The 23797-nt window shown below is 71.7% G+C and carries 4 protein-coding genes; all 4 read left to right on the forward strand.

What is annotated here, in order from left to right; all coding sequences use genetic code 11:
• Window positions 1-7 precede the first annotated feature (7 nt).
• Entirely contained in the window at window positions 8-3664 is a 3657-nt protein-coding gene (locus ACWGDB_RS00420) for an AAWKG family protein (protein ID WP_453820333.1), read from the forward strand.
• 139 nt (window positions 3665-3803) lie between these two features.
• Window positions 3804-4262, forward strand: coding sequence for a YbaB/EbfC family nucleoid-associated protein (locus ACWGDB_RS00425; RefSeq protein WP_453820334.1), 459 nt, complete (start codon window positions 3804-3806; stop codon window positions 4260-4262).
• 2 nt (window positions 4263-4264) lie between these two features.
• Complete coding sequence (locus ACWGDB_RS00430) at window positions 4265-4639, forward strand: hypothetical protein (RefSeq protein WP_383601286.1); 375 nt, start codon at window positions 4265-4267, stop codon at window positions 4637-4639.
• 84 nt (window positions 4640-4723) lie between these two features.
• On the forward strand, window positions 4724-23608 hold the full coding sequence (locus ACWGDB_RS00435; protein WP_453820335.1) for a WXG100-like domain-containing protein: 18885 nt from the start codon (window positions 4724-4726) through the stop codon (window positions 23606-23608).
• The last annotated feature ends 189 nt before the right edge of the window (window positions 23609-23797 follow it).

Below are 23797 nucleotides of genomic sequence, written 5' to 3' on the forward strand. Positions count from 1 at the left end.
GCGCCAGGTGGCCGATCGCTACGATCCCAACTCCGTCACCAACATCAACAAGTTCGGCGATGCCAATGACCCGTCGAGCGACACCTGGGCCACCCTGGTCACCCACATCACCGGCTATCCGGTGCCGGACCGCAACACCGTCTTCGACACGCTCCGCTCCGAACACGGCGGCAAGCTCTTCCGGATGGACATCAAGGAGCGCAGCCTCAGCCTTCTCGTCAAGGACTCCGGCTTCCTGACGAACAAGGGTGAGGACTACGACATCTGGTTCTTCGACAGCGGCAAGAAGCGGTCCATCATGCAGGCCCGGATCGTCTTCGAGGGCCGCGTGAAGTCGGGCGACGAGATCATCTTCGCCAGTCCCGGCACGGACAACGTCCGTGACGCGCAGGTCCGTGAGGGCAACGAGTTCACGGACTACAACAAGGACAAGATGAGCACCATCCCGCTCGCCCGGTACATGAACGGGCCGCGCGCGGCGCTCCTCGAACTGCTGAGCGGCAACACCCAGAATGCCCGGTTCAGCAACCTGGGCGTGCCCTGGGCCGACATCGTGGACCTGAACTCCTTCAACACCACCGGTGAGTCCTTCGACTTCGCCGCCAAGTTCTTCAAGGACCATGCGGGGGTTCTGAAGGACTGGGAGGACCGCTTCGGCCGGGACGACGCGAGCTGGAAGGGCGAGGCGGCGGAGGTCTTCCGCAGCCTGCTGAAGAAGATCCGCGAGAACTACGACAGCTACGTCGAGACCTTCAACGAAAGCCCCGGCTCCGGCGACGAGACCGGCACCGGCAACACGGTGTACTCGCGCGCCCTGTCACTGGGCCGCAAGTACCTGGAGGACTCCGCCAACAAGCTGCTGGAGGCGTGGCTGGCCTGGGCCAAGTCCCCGTACTACGACCCGCACCAGGTGCTGCGCTATGTCCTGGACGAGCTCGCCCAGTGGGTGGACGCGAACAACGTCGCCAAGACCGACATCAAGTCGTACACCTCCCGCTACGTCACGACCGTCAGCCACAGCCCGCAGGCCGGCTTCAACCAGGTGCATCCCGACTACGGCGACCTCACCGACATCGCGAACTGGGCGAAGGTCGGCGACAAGGCGGTGAAGCTCTGGAGCCAGGGCGTCGACGAGTTCCTGGGCAAGCCGGCCGCCCAGGTGCAGTCGGACCTGAACAACCACTTCCTCGACCTGGGCGACGACTTCTCCGACAACGTGCCCAAGCCGAAGTCGACCGGCACGGCAGCGGAGGAGTACGAGGAGCGCAAGGCCGAGGAGGCGCAGGAGGAGATCAACCGGCAGAACGAGGAGAACCGCAAGTACCAGGACGAGCTGCGCGCGGAGCAGGAGCGGCAGCGCGAGGAGGACCGCAAGTACCAGGACGAGCTGCGCGCGGAGCAGGAGCGGCAGCGGGAGGAGGACAAGAAGTACCAGGACGAGCTCCGCGAGGAGCAGAACCAGCAGCGCGATGAGGACAAGAAGCTCCAGGAGGAGCTGCGCAACGAGCAGAACCAGCAGCGCGATGAGGACAAGAAGTACCAGGACGAGCTCCGCGAGGAGCAGCGGCGTGAGCAGGAGGAGGCAAAGCGCGAGGCCGAGGAGCAGGCCAAGGCCATGCAGGAGAGCCTCGGCGGCATCAACGACCCCAACGCCGTCGCCGAGCAGAACCTCGGCAACCTCGACGAGCTGCTGAACCCGACCACGGTCACGGAGAGCCTGGGCAACCTCGGCGACGTGAACAACCCGGGCGGTGACCAGGAGGCTTTCACGAGCACTCCGCCCCCCGTCACCACGAACCTGGGCAACCTCGGGGCGCTGAACAACGGACCGGGCGGGACGAACAACTCCGCCAACGACGCCATCACCGAGAACCTCGGCAGCCTCGGCGGCCTGAACACCGGCGGCGGCTCCCTCAAGACCCCGACCGGCGGCAACACCCAGCTCAACGACGGCAAGCTCACCACCGACTTCCCGGACGGCAGCAGCACCAGCTTCGACCCGGACAGCGGGATGCTCACGACCACCCACCCGGACGGCTCGACCACCACCCAGAACCTGGGCGACGGCACCCGGGTGACCAACCCGGACGGCTCGGTCACCGCACTCGGCGACGACGGCAAGCTGACGACGACCTTCCCGGACGGCACCACGCAGACCGTCGATCCCACGACCGGGCAGACCACGACGACCAACCCGGACGGCACGACCACCACGACCGACCTGGGCAGCCTCGACGGCCTCAACAGCGGCCTCGGCGGCGGCGACGGCGTGCTCGACACCCCGACCGGCGGCAGCACCCAGCTGACCAGCGGCGGCGACCTGACGACCGACTTCGCGGACGGCAGCCGTACCAGCTTCGACCCGGACAGCGGGACACTCACCACCACGCACCCGGACGGCTCGACCACCACCACCGACCTGGGCAACGGTGCCGAGGTGACCAACCCGGACGGCTCGGTCACCTCGCTGGGCGACGACGGCAAGCTGACGACCACGTTCCCGGACGGCACCACGCAGACGGTCGACCCGACGACCGGGCAGAGCACCACCACCGATCCGGACGGGAAGACCACCACCGAGAACCTGGGCGGCCTGGGCAACCTCAACAGCCAGAACGGGCTCGGTGACCTGGGCGACCTCAACCCCGATCTGCCCACGGAGTCCATCGGCGACCTGGGCGACCTCGGGAACCTCAACACCGACCGGGCCGGCCTGGAGACCCCGACGGGCGGGAACACCGCCCTTCAGGGCGACGACTTCGCCACCACCTTCGCGGACGGCAGCAAAGCCGTCTTCGACCCGGACACCGGGACGTTCACCACCACCGACGCGGACGGGTCCACCACGACCACCGACCTCACCCACGGCGCGAAGGTGACCAACCCGGACGGCTCCGTCACCGGACTGGACGACGGCAAGCTGACCACCACGTTCCCGGACGGCAGCACCCAGGTCATCGACCCGGACACCGGCATCGCCACCGTCACCGACCCGCAGGGCAACACCGAGACGGTGAACCTGCACGACCTCAACTCGCAGGGCGGCCGCGGCGATTCGGGCGCACTCGACGACCTCGGCAGTCTCGGCGACCTCAACGGGGGAGGCGGCGGTGACGGAACCAGCAGCCGGGATGTGTCGCTCTCCGACCTGGGACTCGGCGGCGGCGTGGGCGCAGGGGCCGTTGGCGGCGGCCTGTCCGGGGCGGACTCCTTCGCCCCGGACGGCTCCGGCGGACTCGGTGCCGAGCCCCTCTCCGACGGTGCCGCCGCGAGCGGGGGCACCCCGCTGGCTCCCGCCGCCACGGCCGGCGCCCCTGGCGCGCCCGGCACACCCGGCAGCCCCGGGATGCCGATGGGCGGCGGCATGGGAGGCATGGGCGCGGGCGGCGAGAAGGGCAACGGCGAGCGGGTGCGTGCCGTCCTGGTCGACGCGGCGGAGGAGAGCGAGCGCCGCAACCGCCGCCGACGCAGCCCCTGGAACCGCCAGGAGGACAACGACACCTTCCTGGCCCCGGCGTCCCGGGTGGCGACCACCGGCGGCGAGAGCCCCGAGGAGGAGACGGAGCCGGGCCGCAGGGTCACCAGCTCCGCCGACTACCTGGAGGAGGACACGGACGTGTGGGGCACCGAGGACGGCGGCACCCCGGCCGTCATCGGGCGGTGACCACCGCGCGGCACGGCGAGACCACCGCGCGCAGAGGAGCCGAGCCCCACCCGGCCCCGGCTTCCGCATCGAGGGCCTCACCAGGCAGGATCAGCAAGGCAGTTGATGAACAGGTCGACGCAGAAGGGCAGGAGCGAGCGTGACGGAACCGCTGGAGAAGCGCCTCGAGAAGGCGATGGCCGAACTCCAGGCGGCCCAGGAAGCGGTCGCCCGCACCGAACGCGAGCTGCGGCAGGCGTCGTTCGCGGTGCTCTCCTCCGACCGCGCGGTCCGCGCCACCGTGGGCCCGCAGGGTGAACTGTCCGGGATCGAGTTCCTGGAGAACAAGTACCGCGACATGTCCCCCCAGGAGCTGGCCGCCAGCGTCCTGGAGGCGGCCAACGCGGCCCGCCTGAAGATGAACCGGCACGTGATGAAGGCCATGGCGCCCTTCGCCGAGCCCAGCAGCAACGTGCCGGAACTGAAGGGCTTCGAGCTGGACTGGGAGCGGATCTTCGGTCCCGAGGTGCTGCGCGAGGACGACGCGGACACGGCGCGCGACGGCCAGGCGGCCACCCCCGCCTGGCGGGACGCGCTCGGCGAGGACGGGGAGGACTGACCATGGGGCAGCGGTACTACGTCGACCCGCACCGCATCGAGGCGCTGGCGAGACAGCTGGAGGAGATCGGCACCCTCGCCACGAGCATCACCGAGGAGTTCCTCGACGAGCTGGCGCCCACGGTCCGATGGCCCGGCACGGAAGGCGAGTTCGCCGAGAAGGCCAAGCCGCAGGAGCAGAAGGAGCGGCAGACCACCAAGGAAACGATGATGTCCATCCGCGACGCGCTGGTCGGCATCACCGACGCCACGGTCAGCCAGGTCCGGATGATGAAGGACACCCGCGACCGCAACATCGAGGACGTCGAGCGGGTCAACAACCGTATCGAGACCGACGGCTTGAACGGTGACGGCCCGGGCGGGCATGGCCGCCGCTGACCACCTCCGCACCGCCGGCCGCTCCCGCACCACGCCGGGAGCGGCCGCTCCGTCCTGCCCGTACGGTCTCCAGGACGGCACCCGATGAGCATCCAGGCATCGCCCGAGGTCAACGCGATGATCTTCATCCTCACCGGGGAGAAGCTCATCGACGCCGACGAGGACCTCGCCTACGACAGCCGACAGCCCTACTCGGGACTGGGCCGCAAGCTGGACCGGATGTCAGCTCTGATCGACAAGTCGATCCACGACATCGCCGAGGTCATGCCGGACGACCTGGCCAAGTCGTACGCCAAGGCGATGGGCATGCTCATCGACGACGGCGGCAAGAACTACCTGCGCGACTTCGCCGAGCAGCTCGACAAGATCGCCGAGGGCCGGCGCAAGACCTCCATGGACATCATGGAGTCCAAGTGGCAGGTCATCGCCGAGGTCATCCGGCTGCTCATCGAGATCGCCATCTATCTGGCGATGTCCTTCTTCACCGGCGGCGCCTCGGCCAGCCAGATCATGATGGCCAAGCTGCGCAGCCGGTTCCTGATCCTCACCACGCTCACCCACCTGCTCCAGCGGCTGCACATAGCTCCCTCGCTGACCGAGGCGTTCGCCGAGGCGTTCACCACCTTCGCGGTGCGGCTGGCGATGATGAATTTCGCCCCGGACGGCCGCCGCCCCGACGGCTTCGACTGGAACGACATCCTCAAGTCCGCCGCGTTCGGCGCCGCCGCGGGCTTCTTCACCAGCGTCTTCGACAGCTTCGCGAAGAACATCGTCAAGAGCTACGACAACAACTTCCTCAAGAACGGGCCGGACCTCGACTTCAAGCCGACCCCCAACCCCAACCTGCGCAACACCCCCGACCTCGACTTCAAGAGCAACAGCCCCAGCCCCAAGCCGGACCCCGACCCCGGCCCCCATCCGAGCAACGGTCCCGACCCCACCCCCCACCCGAACGGGAACGGCCCCAACCTCACCAACAACCCGCCGGTGACGTTCCGCAACGACCCGCTCTCCTTCCGGAACAACCCCGACCTGTGGCGCAACAACCAGCTCCTGCGCAACAACGCCGACCGGCCGGGCGCGCTGGCCGGGCACTACGGCATCAAGGGGACCGCCGACTTCCTCGCCGCCGGCGCCGGTGAGTCGGTCGCGGAGATCCTGATCAAGGGCGCCTTCGAGGGTGACTGGTCCACCAGTTGGTCCACCTTCGTCGGCGCGGGCGTCAGCAGCCAGGTCGAGGCCACGCTCACCGACACCGCCCAGAACAGCGGCGCCGAACTGCGCCACGTCATCGACAAAATGCGCAACCAGCCGCCCACCGTCTCCGGTGACACCGCAGACAGCGGCGACTCCGACACGCGGGACACCTCCGACTCCCGCTCCCAGAACGGTGACGGCCCCGGCCGCACCGACGACCCCTCGACCGTGAACACCCCGGCCGGCGTCGGCTCCTCGTCCACCTCACCCCAGCCCGTCACCCGACAGAACACCGGGCAGGGAGACTTCACCGGCAGCGAGTCGCCTCCGCCCTACTCCGCGGAAGACCTGCCGCCGTACACGACCCTGGACCCGCCCCCGTACTCCCCGGGCACGCTGCCCGCGACCGCCGCCGAGAACGCGCTGTGGCAGCAGGTCCACAACGGGCCCGCCGAGGTCCGCGAGCAGGCACTGCGCGACATCGCCGCCCTGCGCGGCGCCGAGCCGCCCGGCAGCACGGAGATCGGCGTCCGCGACAGCGTGCACGGCAATCTGTCGCAGCTGCCCGAGGTCAGGGTTGTGCCCGCCGGGAACGGCCCCGCCGCCCAGGTCGACGCCGACCAGGTCCGCCGCACCCTCGACGGCTTCGGCACGCCGGTCACGGTGGACGACCCGCTCACCACCACGGAGGCCCCGGAGAGCAACGTCCAGAACTCTCCGGAGGTGACACCCGAGCAAAACGACCGTACGGCTCCCGCGCCGGGCCAGGCCGACGGTGTGCCCGTCGCCTCCAACGGCCCCACCACCTCCCCCACGCCCGGAACGGGCACCGGCGCCAGGCCGGGCGGCGTCCCCGCCACCGGAGGCAGCCCGGCTCCCTCCGCCGCGCCGCCCTCGGCCACCCGCACCCCGGACGGCACGGCCCAGGTGGAGGGCTCGCAGACTACGACGGACGACTCCGCGCAGACTTCGCAGTCGCCGGAAACGACGTTCTCGCCGGAGACCGCGGCTTCCCCGGAGACGACGTCCTTGCCGGAGAGCTCGGCATCCTCGGAGACGACGCCCTCGCCCGAGACCACCAGTTCTCCGGAGACCACGTCACCGCCCGAGACCACCTCTTCCCCCGAGGCCGCCACCACTCCGGAGTCCACCCACTCTCCGGAGTCCACCCGCTCTCCCGAGTCCACCCGCTCTCCCGAGGCGGTCGACTCGCCCGCCACCGCGGCGAGTTCGGACTCCACCGAGAGCCAGGGCATCTCCACCACGGCCCCGGACCTCACCACCGCTCCGCCGAAGGTGAGCACCACCGGCTCGTACGCCGACACCGCCGGGGAAACCGGCGACGCACGCGACACCAACGGCGTCACACCGGCACCGCCGCTGACCATCGTGGTCTCGGAGGTGCCGCCGCCGGGGGAGGGATCGCCGGAGGCCGCCGCGTTGCTCGACGGGGCCGGGACGGACCGGGCCATGGTGCTCGGGCCGGCGGTCACGCCCGACGGGGCGGGGCGCCCCGTCCGCGCCGCCGTCGAGCTGACCCGCGAGGGGCCGGGCGCCCCGGTCCGCGTCCGCCCGCTCAGCGGCCCTCCGCCCACCATGACGCCGGACGGCACCACGCAGACCGCCTTCCCGGGCGCGGACGTATTGCTGCCTCTCGCCGACGCCCTCGGCACCGAATCCCCACCCCGCCCCGCCACCCTGAGCACCACGACGACCGGCACCGACCCGGCGATCACCACCTCGGCCCCGCCCCCGAAGGTGCTCACGCAGACCACAACCCCTGTGCACGACCCTGGAGTCGACTCCGATTCCAAGGTCATCACGACCGTTACTACCACCGCGACCACCGCCGCCACCGAGTCCCCCGCGGTCAAGCTCGCCACCCTGTCCCGCCCCTGGACCGAGCCGGCCACCGACCTGCACCTCGAGTCGGGTCATGGCAACGCAACCGGCGGACCAGTCACCGGCCCGGGCACACCTCCGCCACCCGGACGGATCGTCGTGCGGCGCAGCGACGCCGGCGACACCGTCCACGACGGCAACGGCCCCACTCCGCCCGTCCGCGAGCCGTTCGTCACCACCCTGGACGGCCACACGGTGCCCGTCGAACAGCTCCGACGCTGGGTGCCGGACACGGCAGTGAAGCCCCAACCCGGACGTGCCGTGCAGACGTTGACCATTTCGCAGAGCCCCGCCGAGGACGGAACGTCGCACGATGCGGCGCGCCAGGCTCTGCTCGGCCAGGACACCTTCCGTGGCGTGCGCACCACCTCCGGTCCCGTCACCCCGGGGCCCCTCGCCGTCCAGCCTCCGCCCCGTACGGTGTTCACCGGCCCGCCGACCGCCCTCCCCGGCTCGGGGACCGAGCAGGGTGCCGACTACTTCGCGGGGCACGGCACCCCCCGTACCGTCACGCTCGGCACCGACGACGCGGCGCGCCCCACCGTGAAGGTCAGCGGTGTGCAGCTCGGCGAGGTGCTCAAGTCCTGGGGCCAGGACGGCGATCGGGACCGGCCGCTGGTGCTGTTCTCCTGCGAGACCGGACGGCAGCCGGAGGTGGCGGGCCTGCCGGTGGCCCAGCACGTGGCGAACCGCACCGGGCGGCCGGTGTACGCGCCGACCACCGAGGTGGGCACGGCCCGGGACCGCGACGGCGACGTCCGCCCGGTGCTCACCGAGGGGCCGGACGGGCCCGGCCGGTGGCGGCTGTTCACCCCGGAACCCAGCGGCGCCGACCTGGACGGGCTCGCGCGCGACGCCGGCCTGCACACGGGTCCGGAACCGGCCGACGCCTTCGCCCGGGCGCGCACTCTCCAGCAGATCCGTACGTTGCGCGACGCCCTCGGCACGAACGCCGAACAGCGGCCGGAGAACAGGGAGTTGTTCGCCGGTCTCGCCTATGCGGACGGCCTGCGCTGGCTGAGCCCGGACACCGCGGCCCGCTACGGCGACGGCCGCATGACCCCTGATCTGCTGCGCCGTATGGTCACCGACTGGGTCGGCGCCACGGGAGGTACCGACGTCGATCCGGCGGCCGGCCCCACCGTCGAGCAGTACACCCAATTCCTCGCCGCCGCGGGCGAGTTGCGCTCCACCGCCGGACCCGACACCACCCTCGACGCGCTGCTGCCTCCGCCGCCGCCCGCGCTCCCGCCGACCACCCTGGTCTCGCCGGAGGACGTGCACGGTCTCGCCTACGCGCCCTCCGCGCAGATCACCTGGTCGCTCTCGGACACCCCGCTCCCGCTTTCCGAGCTGGCCCTCAGCCCCGAGGACACCGCCGAACTCGCCCGCCGCAGACCCGACCTGGCGCCCGCGCCGAGCCGCCCGGAGAGCCTCGCCGAAGACCTGACCCTGTACAGCAAGGGCGCCACCACGACCGGCCCGGCGGACATCGTGCACGCGGACGGCACGCAGTTCAGGCGGCTGGACACGCCGGGCGACGGGAACTGTCTCTTCCGGGCGCTGCTCGACAGCGCGCGCAGCCAGGACGTGCCGCCCGCGTGGGCGGCGCGCAACGTCGCCGGGCTGCGCAGCATGCTGCGCGAGCGGTTCACCGGGTCCGAACTGGCCACCGCGGCGGCCGAGGCGACGCCGGACCCGGTGCTCGCCGTGGTGGACGACCTGCGGATGACCGCCGTCGCCGGGGTGCAGGACCCGGACGCGCGGCGCCGGATCACCGAGCGCTGGAACCGGATCGCGCAGTCGGTCGTCACCGACGGCGACGCCCGCCAGTGGCGGCGCATCCTGCGCGACAGCGGCTACCCGAGCCTCGCCGAGGTGGCTCCCACTCCCGCCGACGCGCGACGCCTCGGCACCGAGGGGCTCGTCGCCGAGGCGGCCGAACGCACGGAGTTGTGGTCCTCGCCCTTCGCCGACCTGCTCCCGCAGGCGCTGGCGCACACCCTCGACCTCGACCTGCGGCTCGTCCAGCGCGACCCGCAGCCGCCGGGGAACACCCTCGTCACGACCCTCCACCCGGGCGGGCAGGGCGGCACCCTGCACCTGGCCTACAACGGCAGCAACCACTACGACGCCCTGGTCCCGGCCACCGCCCCGCTCACCCCCGTACCGGACCCCGCCACCACCACCCCCGAGCCGGCCACCGAGGAGCCGGACGACTCCGACCCGTTCAGCGAGTGGCTGCGCAGCATGGGCGGGATCACCGACCTCGACCGCCCCGACCCCGCGACCCCCGACCGGGGCGACCCGGTGCCGCTGGAGACGCAGCTCGAACGGCACCGCCCGGCCCGGCTGCTGACCGGCCCGGACGCCCGGCCGCCGGGCCCGGCCCCGCGCACCGTCACCTTCGAGGACGGGAGCCGGCTGCCCACCGTACTGATCAGCCCGGAGGGCGATCCGCACGGCGGAAGCCCGGACGGCCGCACGGACGGGGCGCCGCGCAGGGTCCCGACCGGGCTCTTCACCGGCCCCGGTGTCCTGACCCTGCGCTCGCCCGAGCAGGCGGCCCGGGAGATCCTCGGGCAGCTGCCCAAGAAGCTGCGCGACCAGTTCGACGAGGCGGAGCTGCTGCGCCTGCTGACCGAGCAGCCCGGCGCATTCACCGCCCCGCGCGGCGCACGTTTCGTGGGCCGGGAGAAGTCCGGCGTCGGCCACGAGATGACCGTCGAGGCCGTCCCGTACCACCGCTGGGAACGCTTCTCCGACGTGAACGGCGGCACCGTACGGCTGGACACCATGCGGCGCGGCCAGGCCGGTACGGGCGGCGGGCGCAGCGTCGGCTACGGGCGCCGGATCGCCGCCGCGCTGAGCATGGGCCCACCGCTCAACTGGCTGCTGAAGATCGGCGTCTCACTGGGCTGGACCCGCAGGACGGACTACACGCAGGGCACCCAGGCGTACCACCAGACCGAGCACCGCGCCCACGAGGGCTCGCACCTGCACCTGGACGACGTCCACTACCGGGTGCGCGTGGACCGGGTCACCGAGGCGTCACCGAAGACCGCCGGTCCGGACGGTTCACCATCCACGAGCCCCAATTGGCAGCGCAGCACGGTGCACACCGCGCGGTTCGCCCTGCGGGACGGGCTCAGCTGGCGGCTGCCGGACGACTTCACCGTGCCTTTCGCGGGGCCCCGGCGGGCGCCGGAGACGCTCACCTTCCCGGACGGGGTCGAGCCGCGGATCACCGACACCACCGGCCTGCATCTGACGGACCCGCCGGAGGACCTGGCGCTCGCCATCTCCGGTGCGAGGCCCGGCAGTTCGGCGCACCGCACGCTGGTCTCGTACGTCCGACCTGGGCGGCTGCTCGCGCTGTTCGGGCGGTTCTCCGGGCCGGTCAGCGGACCCGAGCTGACCCGGGGGAGCGGGCAGCACCCACTCGGGCACCTGATCGTCGAGCGGTCGATCCCGCACCGGGCGACCCTGGTCACCGAGTCGGTCAAGGCGGAGCTGCGCGACCTCACCCAGACCACGTACCAGAACGAGCGCGGCCACGCCCGCGACACCCGCTTCGGCGTCCAGGTCACCGCCGGCCCCAACTACACCCTCGTCGGACCGGAGACCGACGTGCGTCTCCAGGGCGGCCCGCTGGTCCGCGCGGACCTCAGCACCGGGCGCGGCCACTACCTGGGCACCGACGCCGCCCGCAAGACCACCGGCCGTGTCCGCAACCACCCGGTCGCGCTGTACCGGGTGGAGCGCACCCTGATGGTGCGCAAGGCCGGCGAGCCGGCGTCCGCGGCCCGCCCGGTCCGGGTGGTCAGCCTGGACTGGATCTCCACCCAGGACGCGCGCCGACTCGCGGGCTGGGACAGCCGTACGCCCGGGCAGACGGGCCCGAACCCCGACGCCGTGCCTTCGGTGCCGTGGTACCTCACCCGGGAGGACCCGGTCCACCTGAGCGGCCAGGTCCGCGCCGAGGGCTTCCGCCCCGACCGCCCGCGGATCGCCGTACCGACCCAGCCGCAGAACCAGCCGCAGAACCAGCAGCAGAACCGGCAGCCGGACCAACAAGAGACCCAACAGCAGAACCAGAACGGGCAAGCCGCCCCCCAAGACCCCATGCGGGCCTTCGCGGACACCGTCCTGGACACCCTGCACCGCTCGTACCCCTCGCTGTTCGTCCCGCCGCTGATGCTGCGGCACCCGCGGCTGGCGAAGTTCTGGTACGGCGACGGGCGGATGCGGACCGCGCTGCACAACGACCGGCAGGTCCGCGAGGCGCTCAACCGGCCCACCCTCGCGCAGAGTCTGGACGACCTGACCACCACCGGTGTGCCGGTCACGCTCACCGAGGACGGCAAGGTGCGCCGCGGCCACCACACCCTGATCCTGCGGGCCCGGCTCAGCGACCGGCGGTTCGAGACCACCATGAGCGAACGGTCGCTGCGCAACGCCGTGATCGGCACCGAGATCTCGGGCCAGGGGCAGCAGGCGTCCACCACTCTCTCCGGCGGTGTGGAGCTGGGCATCTCACCGCGTGACCACGACAAGGCGCCCGAGGCGGGGGTGCCGCGCCAGACCGGCAACGTGGCCGTCGGCGTCCGCTACGCCAAGACCGACCAGAAGGCCACCCGGAACACGGTCGCGGTCACCCACGACCATCTGACGTTCCAGAACGGCGCCGACCTCTACAGCTACCAGGTGGAACTGGGCGCCTCGTTCGAGGGCCACCGCCGCCCGCGCGGCTGGGCCCGGCTCGCCTCGGTCGGCCTGCTCGGCGCCGGCGTGTTCGTCAGCAAGGTCGAGGAGCGCCCGCTGTTCAACCGGGGCAGCGAGACCGTGGGCCGCGTGGAGCTGGCCGTGCCCGTGGCGCACGGCTCCGAACGGCACGCCCCCGCCGACCCGCCGCCCGGCGGACCGGTCACGGCACCTGGGCCCACCACCCCCGCCCCGCAGCGGCTCTCCGCCCTCGAGGCCGACCAACTCCTCGACGGCACCCGCCCGCTGCCGAGGACGGAATCGGCCGAACGACAGCTCACCCGGAGACTGCTGAGCGCCCCGCACGTGGTGCTCAGCGCCGAGGGCGGGCCGCAGCGCCAGCAGCTCATGCAGGACACCGCAGACCGCGCCTCGGGCACCTCCTGGCACGTCAGCGCGCCCGGCGCCCCGGTGCGCACCGCGCTGCGCCGCGCGATGGCGAACCTCAACGTGGCCGGCCAACTCGGCCAGTACCTGGGCCCGTTCGGCTCCCGCATCACCGGGCTCAACGGCGCGGGACCGTTCCAGACCCACTACCTGAAGGCCGCGGTCCGCGGCGAACTGCACAACCTGCGCGTCAAGAGCGACCCCAAGCCCGCCAGCCTCGAAGCCACCATCGGCAACGAGCACCGCGTCGCCGGCAGCGCCGGCACCACCTCGCGCACCACCCTCGGCGTCCAGGGCGCCGACATGCCGCTCCAGCAGGCCCCGGGCCAACCCGCCGTGGTCGGCTCCTACTCGACCGCCCTCCAGTACGCCTGGGACAAGGGCCGCAGCGTCACGCAGACCCTCACCCGGGGACGCAACACCACCCTCACCTTCGCCGGGCGCATGTACCTGGTGGTCGCCGACGCCGCCGAGACCGTCGCCGTACGGGACCGGTGGACGGCCGCGATGGGGACGATCGGCACCCGTGCCGGGGACCGGATCAGCTCCGCCGCCGGCCGGCTCTCCGAGCGCCTCGGGCGCGGCCTGGCCCCGCGCCGGGCCGCCGCCGCGCTCCAGCGCGTCCGAGACGCGGTCATGTTCCACCTGCCGATGCAGGACGCCATCGAGGCCGGACTCGCCCCCGACGGCCTGGGCACCGGCACCCCGCGCAATCTCGGCGGCGGCTACCGGCTGCCCGGCTTCCTGCGCGGCCGCCGCTTCCCCACCCACCCCAGCGGTCAGCTCGACGCGAGCCACGCGGCGCAGCAGCTGATGGGGCGGCTGGAGAAGATCGGAGTGCCCTCGCACGACCGCGAACAGGTCCTCCAGCGGCTCTCCCCGGACTTCCTGCGCGCCAACCTGCACGAGCTGACGACCGAGGGGATGACCCTGCCCGTCCGCTACCGCGCCTGGTCCAGCCCGCTCCGGCTGCCGGTCGGCGGCAGCCCCGGACAGGTCCGGTTCAAGCTGACACCGGTCACCACCACCGTGGAGCGGCTGCGCACCGGCTTCGAGTTGGAGGACTACCGCACCACCGCCCGCGACGACGCCGACAGTTCCTCCCAGGACCGCGGTGCCGACGTGACGCTCGGCGTCGGCCAGCGCGCGGTGGACAGCGGCGTCCTCCTCGCCAACCCCTCGCTCCAGGGCACCGCGGCCAAACAGCGGTCGAGCGCCCGCACCGAGACCGTCGGCAGCACCTCGATGCCGAACATCGCCACCACCCAGGCGCACGCCGAGATCGTCACCGGCTACACCCTGACGGTCACCATGACGGACGCGACCGGCGAACCGCTCTCCCCACACGCCGTCGCCCCGGTCGGCAGCCTCAACGAGATCCTCCCCGCGAGCCTGCTCATCCCGGACGGCGACGGCGCCGACGGCGCACTCACCGAACAGAACGTGCCGGACCCCGAGCGCGCGGTACGGATGCTGACGGCCGATCAGGCCCGCCCGGACGGCATCGCGGCCTGGCGCAAGGGTGACGTCGACGACTCGGATGTCCTGCCCGTCGACGACCGGATCGGCTCCGGCATCCTCGCCGTGGACATCCGCGGCGCGGCCAACGTGCAGGACGCCCTGACCCTGGCCACCGCCCGCGCCGACGGCCTCGGCGACAGCGACCTCGGCAAACGGCACACCGGCAGGACCCTCGGCGAACGCGTCCGCATGGCCCGCCTCACGCCCCTCACCGGCCTCGGCACCGCCCCCGCCCAGGCCCAGCAGGAAGCCACCACACAGGTCGGCCTCACCGCAGGCTTCCGCGAGGCGCTCGGCGCGAACGGCTCGTCGCTGCCCACCCAGGCCTCCGCCCGCCTCTTCGGCCAGTCCCACACCGCCGACTCCCGCCTCTACGCGAAGATGCACCGCCGCGGCGCCCGGCTGCTCACCGTGGAGAACAAGCCGCGCATGGAGGCCATGCAGCGCGCGAAGACCTCCGACGCGCTGGAAGCCGGCATCACCGACAACGTGGAGGGCGTGGTCGGCACATCGCCGCTGGCCGGCAACAGCAACGCGGGCGTCACCAACCCGGGCGCCGCGATCCCGGTCGGCGGCGCGAACGACGGCACCGCCCTCAAGGGCACCGTCGACACCACCCTCGGCACCCACCTCAAGGTCGTCACCGACCGCACCATGCTCTTCGCGCTGCCGGTGAGCTGGCTGTCGGTGGCCGAGGTGGACCACCGCGTCACCGACAGCCGCCCGCTGCACGCCCTCGGCAAGGCCAAGCGCGGACCCCGGGCCGCCGAGGCGGAGACCACCGCCCTGGTCTGGCTGCGCGAGGACATCGCCCGCGACTACGGCCTCCTGGACGACACCACGTTCCCCGACGAGGTCAGCGGCGCCTGGGACGACCTGGCCGGCGCGGCGGGCGACCTCGCCGCGGCCGAGAAGGGCTACTACGACGCCCGCGCGCGGGCCCGCGAGACGTGGCTCGACCTGAGCGCGGAGGAACAGGCCGCGCTCGGCGACGACCACCCCGACCAGCCCACCGTCCTGCCGCGGGCCATGGCCCAGTCCCCGGCCGTCGCCGCCTGGCAGGCCGCCCGCGAGGAGGTACGCCGCTGGGAACAGCGCACCGACGCCGCCGCCGCGGACCACCACCGGCTGCACCTCGCGGCCTCCCGCCTCACCGCCCACCACCAGGGTTCGGCCTCGGTCCCGGTGCCGGACCGGCAGCAGGAGTACACCGCGCCGGGCTGGCGCTCCGAGGCGCCCGAGCCGTACACGATCACCGACGGCACCGACTCCACCCCGCGCACCCTCACCTCGCCGGACGGCACCACCGTGCGCGAGGTGCACGACATGCCGCACGACGGCGCCTCCTTCTTCCACGCCCTGCTCGCCGCCGCCCATGACCGCGGTCGGCTGCCCCATCTCCTCGGCACCGACCTCGCCGGCCGGTTCGCCGCCGCTCCCGGCGATCCGGCGGTCACCGAGCGGGCCGTCCGCGCCGCCCGCAACCGCCTCGCGTGGGCTTTGGGCGAGGACAGCAACGCGGACTTGCTCGACGGCCTCGCCCTGGACGCCGAAGACACCTTCACGCAGGCCGAACTCGACTTCGCGGGCGTGCAGTTGACCCCCGCCCAGCAGGCCGAGTTCGATGCGCTCGGCCGGCTCCCGCAGACCATCTGGCCGACCCCCGCCCAACGGGTGGCGCTGGCCACCGCGGCCATGCTCCACCCGTTCACGAGCGAACCCCGGCAGGACGGCACCGGGCAACCCGACGGCGAACCGGCTCCGCCCGAGCGCCGCCCCGGCGACCACGGCGGCGCCGACCTGCTGCCCGCCCTCGCCGCCCGGGTCCTGGGCACCCCGCTCACCGTGGTGACCGGTGAGGGCCGCGACCAGCTCTTCCTCCCGCACGGCACCGATCCGGCCGCCGTCGACCCGGCCACCGATCCGGTCCTCTTCGCCGCCGACGGCTTCTTCCACGCCGCCCTCCCACCCGGCACCCAGCCCCCCGTCGCCACCCCGCTGCCGGCCCCGGCCGCCGCTACGACGACCGGACCCACCCCGCAGCAGCAGTCCGCGAGGCCGCCCGCGCACCGCAGCCACGCCACCCCGCCGTGGATGCCGGCCGCCGACAGCAGTGGCCCGCGCTACCGCCTCGACCGCGACGGCATCCTCACCGCACCCGACGGCGCCACCTACACCCAGGGCACCCCCACCGGCCGCGGCAACGGCTTCTTCGCCGCGCTCTCCACGGCCCTGCACCACGCGGCCGACCAGCCGGGCCTCGACAGCCACGAGGCGGCCCGAGTGCGCAGCCGTGCCGGAGCGCCGCCCAACCGGCTGATGCGCCTGAACGGTCTCCCCGGAGCACCGGCCGAGCGCGACTCGCTGTTCACACCCCCGCCGCTCCGCCGGCTGCCCGGGGCGCCCGCCCCGAGCCAGGACGCCCGCGACGGCCACCTGCGCCGCCACCTCGCCGACGCTCCCTGGGGTCCTGAGGCCGACCGCGCCGTGGCCGAGTGGGCCGCATCCGCGACCGGCGCCAACGTCACCCTCATCGAGGAGAACGGCACCGCCCACACCTACGCCGGACCGTCCGGCGAAGCGGGCCCCCACCTGCGACTCCGCCGCCGTGGCGGCGACTTCGTCCCCCTGATCCTGCGCACCCCGGCCCCCGAGCCGCGACAGGACCAGCAGGACCCGGCGAGCGTCCCGCTGCCCCCGTCCCCCACAGGCAGCGACCTTCCCAGCCTCCCCGGCATCCCGAGCCTCCCGGGCCTCCCGGCCGAGGAGGAGGCCCTCGACCTGAGCACGCTGTCCGGAAACAACCCCACCATTCACATGGGCGACGTGAGCGACACGGGGCAGACGGGCGCGGACCCGGCAGCGGACTCGGACTCGGACGTCGAGATGGACCTCGACTCCGACGACGACTCCGCGCCCGAGGAGGCGGCCGTACTCACCGGCCCGGAAAGCGAGTTCGCGACCCGGTTCGCCGACCTCCTCGCCGAGCCCGAACCTCGGGTCGACGCCCTGCTGGACCTGGTGCGACAGCGCAACACAGCGCTCGGCGGCTTCCCGGACGTGGCGTTCGACAGCGCCTTCACCGAACTCACGGGCATCGGTGTACCCGAGGCCCTGGACCAGGCGGAGCAGGACGGCCGGCTCCAGAGCGAGGACTACGACGACCTGCGCGAGGCCCTCGGCCTCGGTACCGGTGGCCCGTTCACCCAGACACGCCCCACCGGCACCTCGGCACGCGACCGTGAGGTGACACTGCGGATGCTGGACCGGGTGGCCCGCCTGGTGAAGGAAGCCCTCCGCAAGGAGAACCGTGAGGCGGACGCCCAGGTCACCCCGCACATCGCCGTCGCCCTGCTCCCGGACGGCTCCCTCGGCATCGCGGGCAACACCGGCGCCAAGGCGCTGACCAGCGACGAGGCCGCCTTGGTGGAGCAGGAATTGCGCTGGTTCGTCACCGGCCAGGAGGCCGCAGGCACACCGCGGCAGCGGAAGCTGGAGCAGTGGAACCGGGACGAGGAACGGCACCGGCAGAGCAGGGCGCGGCTGGACGGACGACAGCAGGAACTCGACCAGCGGAGCCAGGAGTTGGCGGAGCTCCGGACGCGGCTGGACGAACAGTACGAGTCGGGCGCCTGGCACGACGAGGTGCAGCAGCAGTGGGACAACCTCCCGAACGAGGAGGAGACTCTCCGGCAGGACCGCCGGAGTCTGACGGCGGACCAGCAGCAGTGGCGGCGCGACGAACGGTGGCTGGCCCGTAGACGGCCCGCGATGGCGAGGGAGATGCGTGACCGTACGAAGCTGCGGGCCCTGGCCACCGGCTGGTACCGGCTCTACCACCCCGGGTCACCCGAACTCGACCTCGTCAAGCGGGCGTTGGCCAACCCCACCGTCCTCAACGTCAGCGGCCGGGACGCGACCCCGGCCTTCGGGTCGTACGGCTCCGAACACGGCGAGCTGACCCTGCTCGGACACTGGGTCGAGCACTGGCAGAACAACCCCGGCGACCCGGACAACCCGCGGACGCTCGACCTGGGCGGGTTCAAGATGGCCTGCGCCTCCTGCGACCTCGCCTACCAGGCGGTCAACGAGCACATCGGGCGTCCCCTCGGCCACCGCGTGCAGGCGTCCGGGACCCACGGCACGTTCTTCCCCGGCTGGCGCATGCCGCAGTGGATGCAGCAGCGGACGGAGCTGTGGGACCACATCCGCGACCACGCGGGCGCCATCGGCGGGACTCTCGACGACAATGGCGTACTCAACGGCGACCGGACCAGTACCGGGAACCACCCGCAGAACCCCGACACGTCCTCCTCCGAGTACGAATCCGGCGGCGAGGCAACGGACTCGGATGCCGCGATGGACACGGATGCCGCGCCGGACAACGCGGCGCCGAGCCCGCAGGTGGTGGGCCCGCGGCTGCCCCAGAACCCGTCCGCCGAGCCGCTCGGGGCGACCATCCCCACCCCACGAGGCCCCCGGGACACCCGCCCCCGTTTCGTCGTGCGTTCGGGCTTCGACGCGCGGCGATTCTCGTACCAGGGGGAGCGGGTCACCGACCTCACGGTACGGCTGGCGATCCGGGGCCCGGAGGGCCAGACCGCTCACGTCCGCGACCAACTCGACGCGGGCGTGAGCGAGTTCTTGAACGATCCCGCGTATCGACTGCCGAGCGGCGACCGGCTGCACGTGACGGTGGAGTACGTCGATCCGTCCGAGAGCCCGCACTTGACCGTGGATCTGGCGGGTCGGGATCGGGCGATGGATCAGAACACGTGGTGGGCGGATGCCGACCCGGTCCAGCTCGTCCATGAACTGACCCATCAGCTGGGCCTGCGTGACGAGTATCGTGACGCCGATGCCCCGCATCGCCCGCACATCCCGGGCAGCTTGCTGGGCGACCTGAACGCCCGCCCGGAGGACTCCTCCCTCGCTGCTTCCGGCCTGCGCGGCCGTCACCTCGCCCTGCTCGGCGCGCTCATCGGGAACGCGGCTCCGCAACCTCAGCAGAACGCCGAGCAGACCTGGGAGGAGGCTCGTACGGCGAGCACCCCCACCCTCCGTGAGTCCGTCTGGGTCGACCCGGTCTCCCTGCCCCGACCGGCCGACGGCACGGCAACCACCGCAGTCCCGGCGCACATGCCGCAGGCTGCGACTCTCACACCGTTCAAGTCGGGCGGCTTCGAGTTCACGAACCTGAAGCACACCGAGGAGAAGTACCGCGACAAGGCCGTCCGGATCATCGAACTGCTCAGGGAGCACCCGACGATCCGGGACTACATCGGCAACCGCCCCTGCCGCATCACCCTGCATCTGCGTACGACGGAGACGCCGGCCGACGTACGCGACCTGGGCGACGAGGGCGTCCAGATCAACCTGGCGAGCTACTACTTCGAGAAGTACGGCATCGGCCACATCATGGGCATGCTGGCCCACGAGATCGGCCTCCACCCCCTCGCCTCCCGCAACAGGGACATCCCCGACGAGGAGGCGATGTTCCGGGGCATCCCCCTGCCGGTGCCGGGGCTGGCCGACCTCAAGACGCCGCGCACCATGAACACCGACAGCGCGGGCCAGGCGGACCACATCATGGCGGCCTTCCCCAGCAGCACCCGGCACCGGATCTACCGCGACATCGTCCTGAAGATGGCCGACATGCTGGCCGACGCCGCGCGGGACGGCGTGGAGGGAGCCAAGGCCAAGGACGTCATGGACCTGATCGACTGCTACCTGATGGACGTCGCCTCGATCGCCATCACCAGCGACTACCGGATGAACGCGGCGAAGGAACCCGGGAACACCGCCAAGGTCTACAACGCCTACAAGGCCCTGCTCGCCGAGCACATGGCCGAAGACAGCCCCGCCCGCCCTCTGCTGCCCACTGACAAGGGACTGTTCGGCGTCGTACGGGACTTCGCCCAGCTCGCCACCAGCCTTGCGACCAACAACCGCGGCGACAGCATCCAGCAGCCCATCGCGACGGACGAGGCCCAGCCACGGCTCCCGCAGCCCCCCGAGACGCCCGCGCAGCAAGCCTCGCCTCCCTCCCCGTCCCCGCGCGACAGCCGCCCCCGTTTCGTGGTGCGGTCGGCCTTCGACGCGCGGCGGTTCTCGTACCGGGGCGAGCAGATAACCGACCTCACCGTCCGCGTCGCGATGCGCGGGCCGGAGGGACAGGCTGCGTATGTCCGCGACCAACTCCACACGGGCATAAGGCAGTTCCTCAACGACCCGGCATATCGCCTGCCGAGCGGCGACCGGCTGCACGTGACGGTGGAGTACGTCGATCCGTCCGAGAGCCCGCACTTGACGGTGGACCTGACGGGTCGGGATCGGGCGATGGATCAGAACACGTGGTGGGCGGATGCCGACCCGGTCCAGCTCGTCCATGAACTGACCCATCAGCTGGGCCTGCGTGACGAGTATCGTGACGCCGATGCCCCGCATCGCCCGCACATCCCGGGCAGCTTGCTGGGCGACCTGAACGCCCGCCCGGAGGACTCCTCCCTCGCTGCTTCCGGCCTGCGCGGCCGTCACCTCGCCCTGCTCGGCGCGCTCATCGGGAACGCGGCTCCGCAACCTCAGCAGAACGCCGAGCAGACCTGGGAGGAGGCTCGTACGGCGAGCACCCCCACCCTCCGTGAGTCCGTCTGGGTCGACCCGGTCTCTTTGCCCCGTCCCACCGATGGTTCGGCCGAGGTTCCGGCGCACACGCCGGCGGACCCGAATGCGACGCTCACGCCGTTCAAGTCGGGGAACTTCGAGTTCACGAACTTGAAGCACACGAATGAGAAGTACCGCGACAAGGCGATCCGGATCATTGAGCTGCTGCGGAAGCACGACACGATTCGGGACTACATCGGCAACCGCCCCTGCCGCATCACCCTCCACCTGCGCACCACGGAGACCCCGGCGGATGTGACGGACCGGGGCGACGACGGTGTCGACATCAACCTGGCGAGCTACTACTTCGAGAAGTACGGCATCGGCTACATCATGGGCATGCTGGCCCACGAGATCGGTCTGCACCCTCTCGCCTCGCGGGACACGAGCATCCCTGACGAGGAGTCGATGTTCGAGGACGTGCCGCTCACCGTGCCGGGCCTGGCGGGCCTCAAGAACCCGCGCACGATGAGCACCAAGGGCGCGGGTCAGGCGGACCACATCATGGCGGCCTTCCCCAGCAGCACCCGCCACCGCACGTACCGCGACATCGTGGCGAAGATGGCCCAGGTCCTCGTGGATGACGCGCAGGACGGTGAAGAGGGAGCCAAGGCCCAGGACGTCACCGACCTGATCGACTGCTACCTGATGGACCTGGCCACGATCGCCATCACCAACGACAAACGCAAGGACGCGGCCTGGGAGCCCCGTAACACGGCCAAGGTCTACAACGCGTACAAGGAGATGTTCGCCGCCCAGCTCGCGGAGGACAGCCCCGTCCGGCCGCTGTTGCCGCCGGACAAGGTCTGGTGGAAGGTCACGGGCAACTTCCTGGGCCTCGGTGCCAGTTTCACGTTCACCAACAGGGGCGACAGCATCCAGACCGCCGCGCCGGAACAGAGCACCAGCACGGCCGAGGCCCGGCCGCGCCTGCCGCAGATCGGCCCGGACAGCGCGCCGGAGAGCAGGCCGACCCCGCCGCGGCACAATGCGCGGCGCGACAACCGCCCTCGTTTTGTGGTGCGTTCGGGCTTCGATGCCCGGCGGTTCTCGTACGAGGGCGACCAGATCACCGATGTCACCGTCCGCGTCGCGATGCGCGGTACGGACGGGCAGTTCGCACATGTACGTGATCAACTGGACGCTGGAGTAACAGAGTTCCTCAACAACCCGGCATACGGCCTGCCCAACGGTGACCGTCTTCACGTGACCGTCGAGTACGTCGATCCGTCCGAGAACCCGCACTTGACCGTGGATCTCGCGGGCCGGGATCGGGCGATGGACCAGAACACGTGGTGGGCGGACGCCGACCCGGTCCAGCTCGTCCACGAACTGACCCATCAGCTCGGCCTGCGTGACGAGTACCGTGACGCCGATGCCCCGCATCGCCCGCACATCCCGGGAAGCCTGCTGGGCGACCTCAACGCCCGCCCTGAGGACTCTTCCCTCGCCGCTTCCGGTCTTCGTGGCCGGCACCTGGAACTGCTCGGCGCGCTCATCGGGGACGTGACGCCACCGGCCGAGCCGCACCCGGAGCGGTCCTGGGACGACGCTCGCGCGGCCGTCACACCGGTGCCGCGCGCGTCCGTGTGGGTGGACCCCGTCTCCCTGCCCCAACCGGCCGACCACGCCGACCCCACGACCGCAGAAGTCCCGCCCCACATGCCGGCGGACCCCAACACGATGCCCACGGCCGCCGAGCCGACCCTCGTCCCCTTCAAGTCGGGAAACTTCGAGTTCACCAACCTGAAGCTGACGGACGACAGATACCGCGACAAGGCCGTCCGCATCATCGAGTTGCTGCGCAAGCACGCGACCATCCGGAGCTACATCGACGATCGTCCGTGCCGTATCACCCTGCTGGTGCGGACCACGGAGACGCCGGCCAATGTGCGGGACCGGGGCGCGGACGGCGTCGACATCGAGCTCGCCAGCTACTACTTCGAGAAGTACGACATCGGCTACGTGATGGGCATGCTCTCCCATGAGATCGGTCTGCATCCGCTGGCCTCCCAGAACACGGGCATCCCCGACGAGGAGCTGATGTTCCGGGGAGTGCCGCTGGCGGTGCCCGGACTGTCCGATCTGAAGACGCCGCGCACCATGAGCACGGAGGGCGCCGGGCAGGCCGACCACATCATGGCCGCCTTCCCCAGCAGCACGAGGCACCGGATCTACCGCGAGATCGTCATGGAGATGGGCCAGGTACTGGCGCGGGACGCGGCGAACGGGGACGACAACGCGAAGGACAAGGACGTCACGGACCTGTTCGACTGCTACCTCATGGACCTCGCCTCGATCGCGGTCACCAACGACCACCGGATGAACGCGGCGACCGAGCCCGGCTACACGGGGAGGGTCTACAACGCCTACAAGGAGATGCTCCGAGCGCAGCTGGCACAGGACACCGCACTCGTGGCCCTCCTGCCGTCGGACAAGAGCATGTTCGGGGTGATCAACGATTTCCGGCGCATCGGCACCCACATCGCGATCAACAACCGGGGCGACAGCATCCAGCAACCCCTCGCGACCTAGCCCCGCGGAGGAGGTGTGGGCGCTTCGGTGGCATGATCGTCTTGCCCTGGACGGGCGAACGGCGGGGGTGTGCGGCCGGGCGCAGGACCGCGTCAACCGCGGTCCGCTGGGTCCGAAAGACCTCTTCGCCTGGCAGGCCAACGCCGATTCCGACCGGCTGACCAGGCCACTGGTGCGCCGGCGAACGCC

The organism is Streptomyces sp. NPDC055013 (genome assembly GCF_053608645.1).

Coding starts and splice junctions, on each gene's coding strand:
- ACWGDB_RS00430 (WP_383601286.1), top strand. CDS start 4,265: ATGGGGCAGCGGTACTACGTCGACCCGCACCGCATCGAGGCGCTGGCG.
- ACWGDB_RS00435 (WP_453820335.1), top strand. CDS start 4,724: ATGAGCATCCAGGCATCGCCCGAGGTCAACGCGATGATCTTCATCCTC.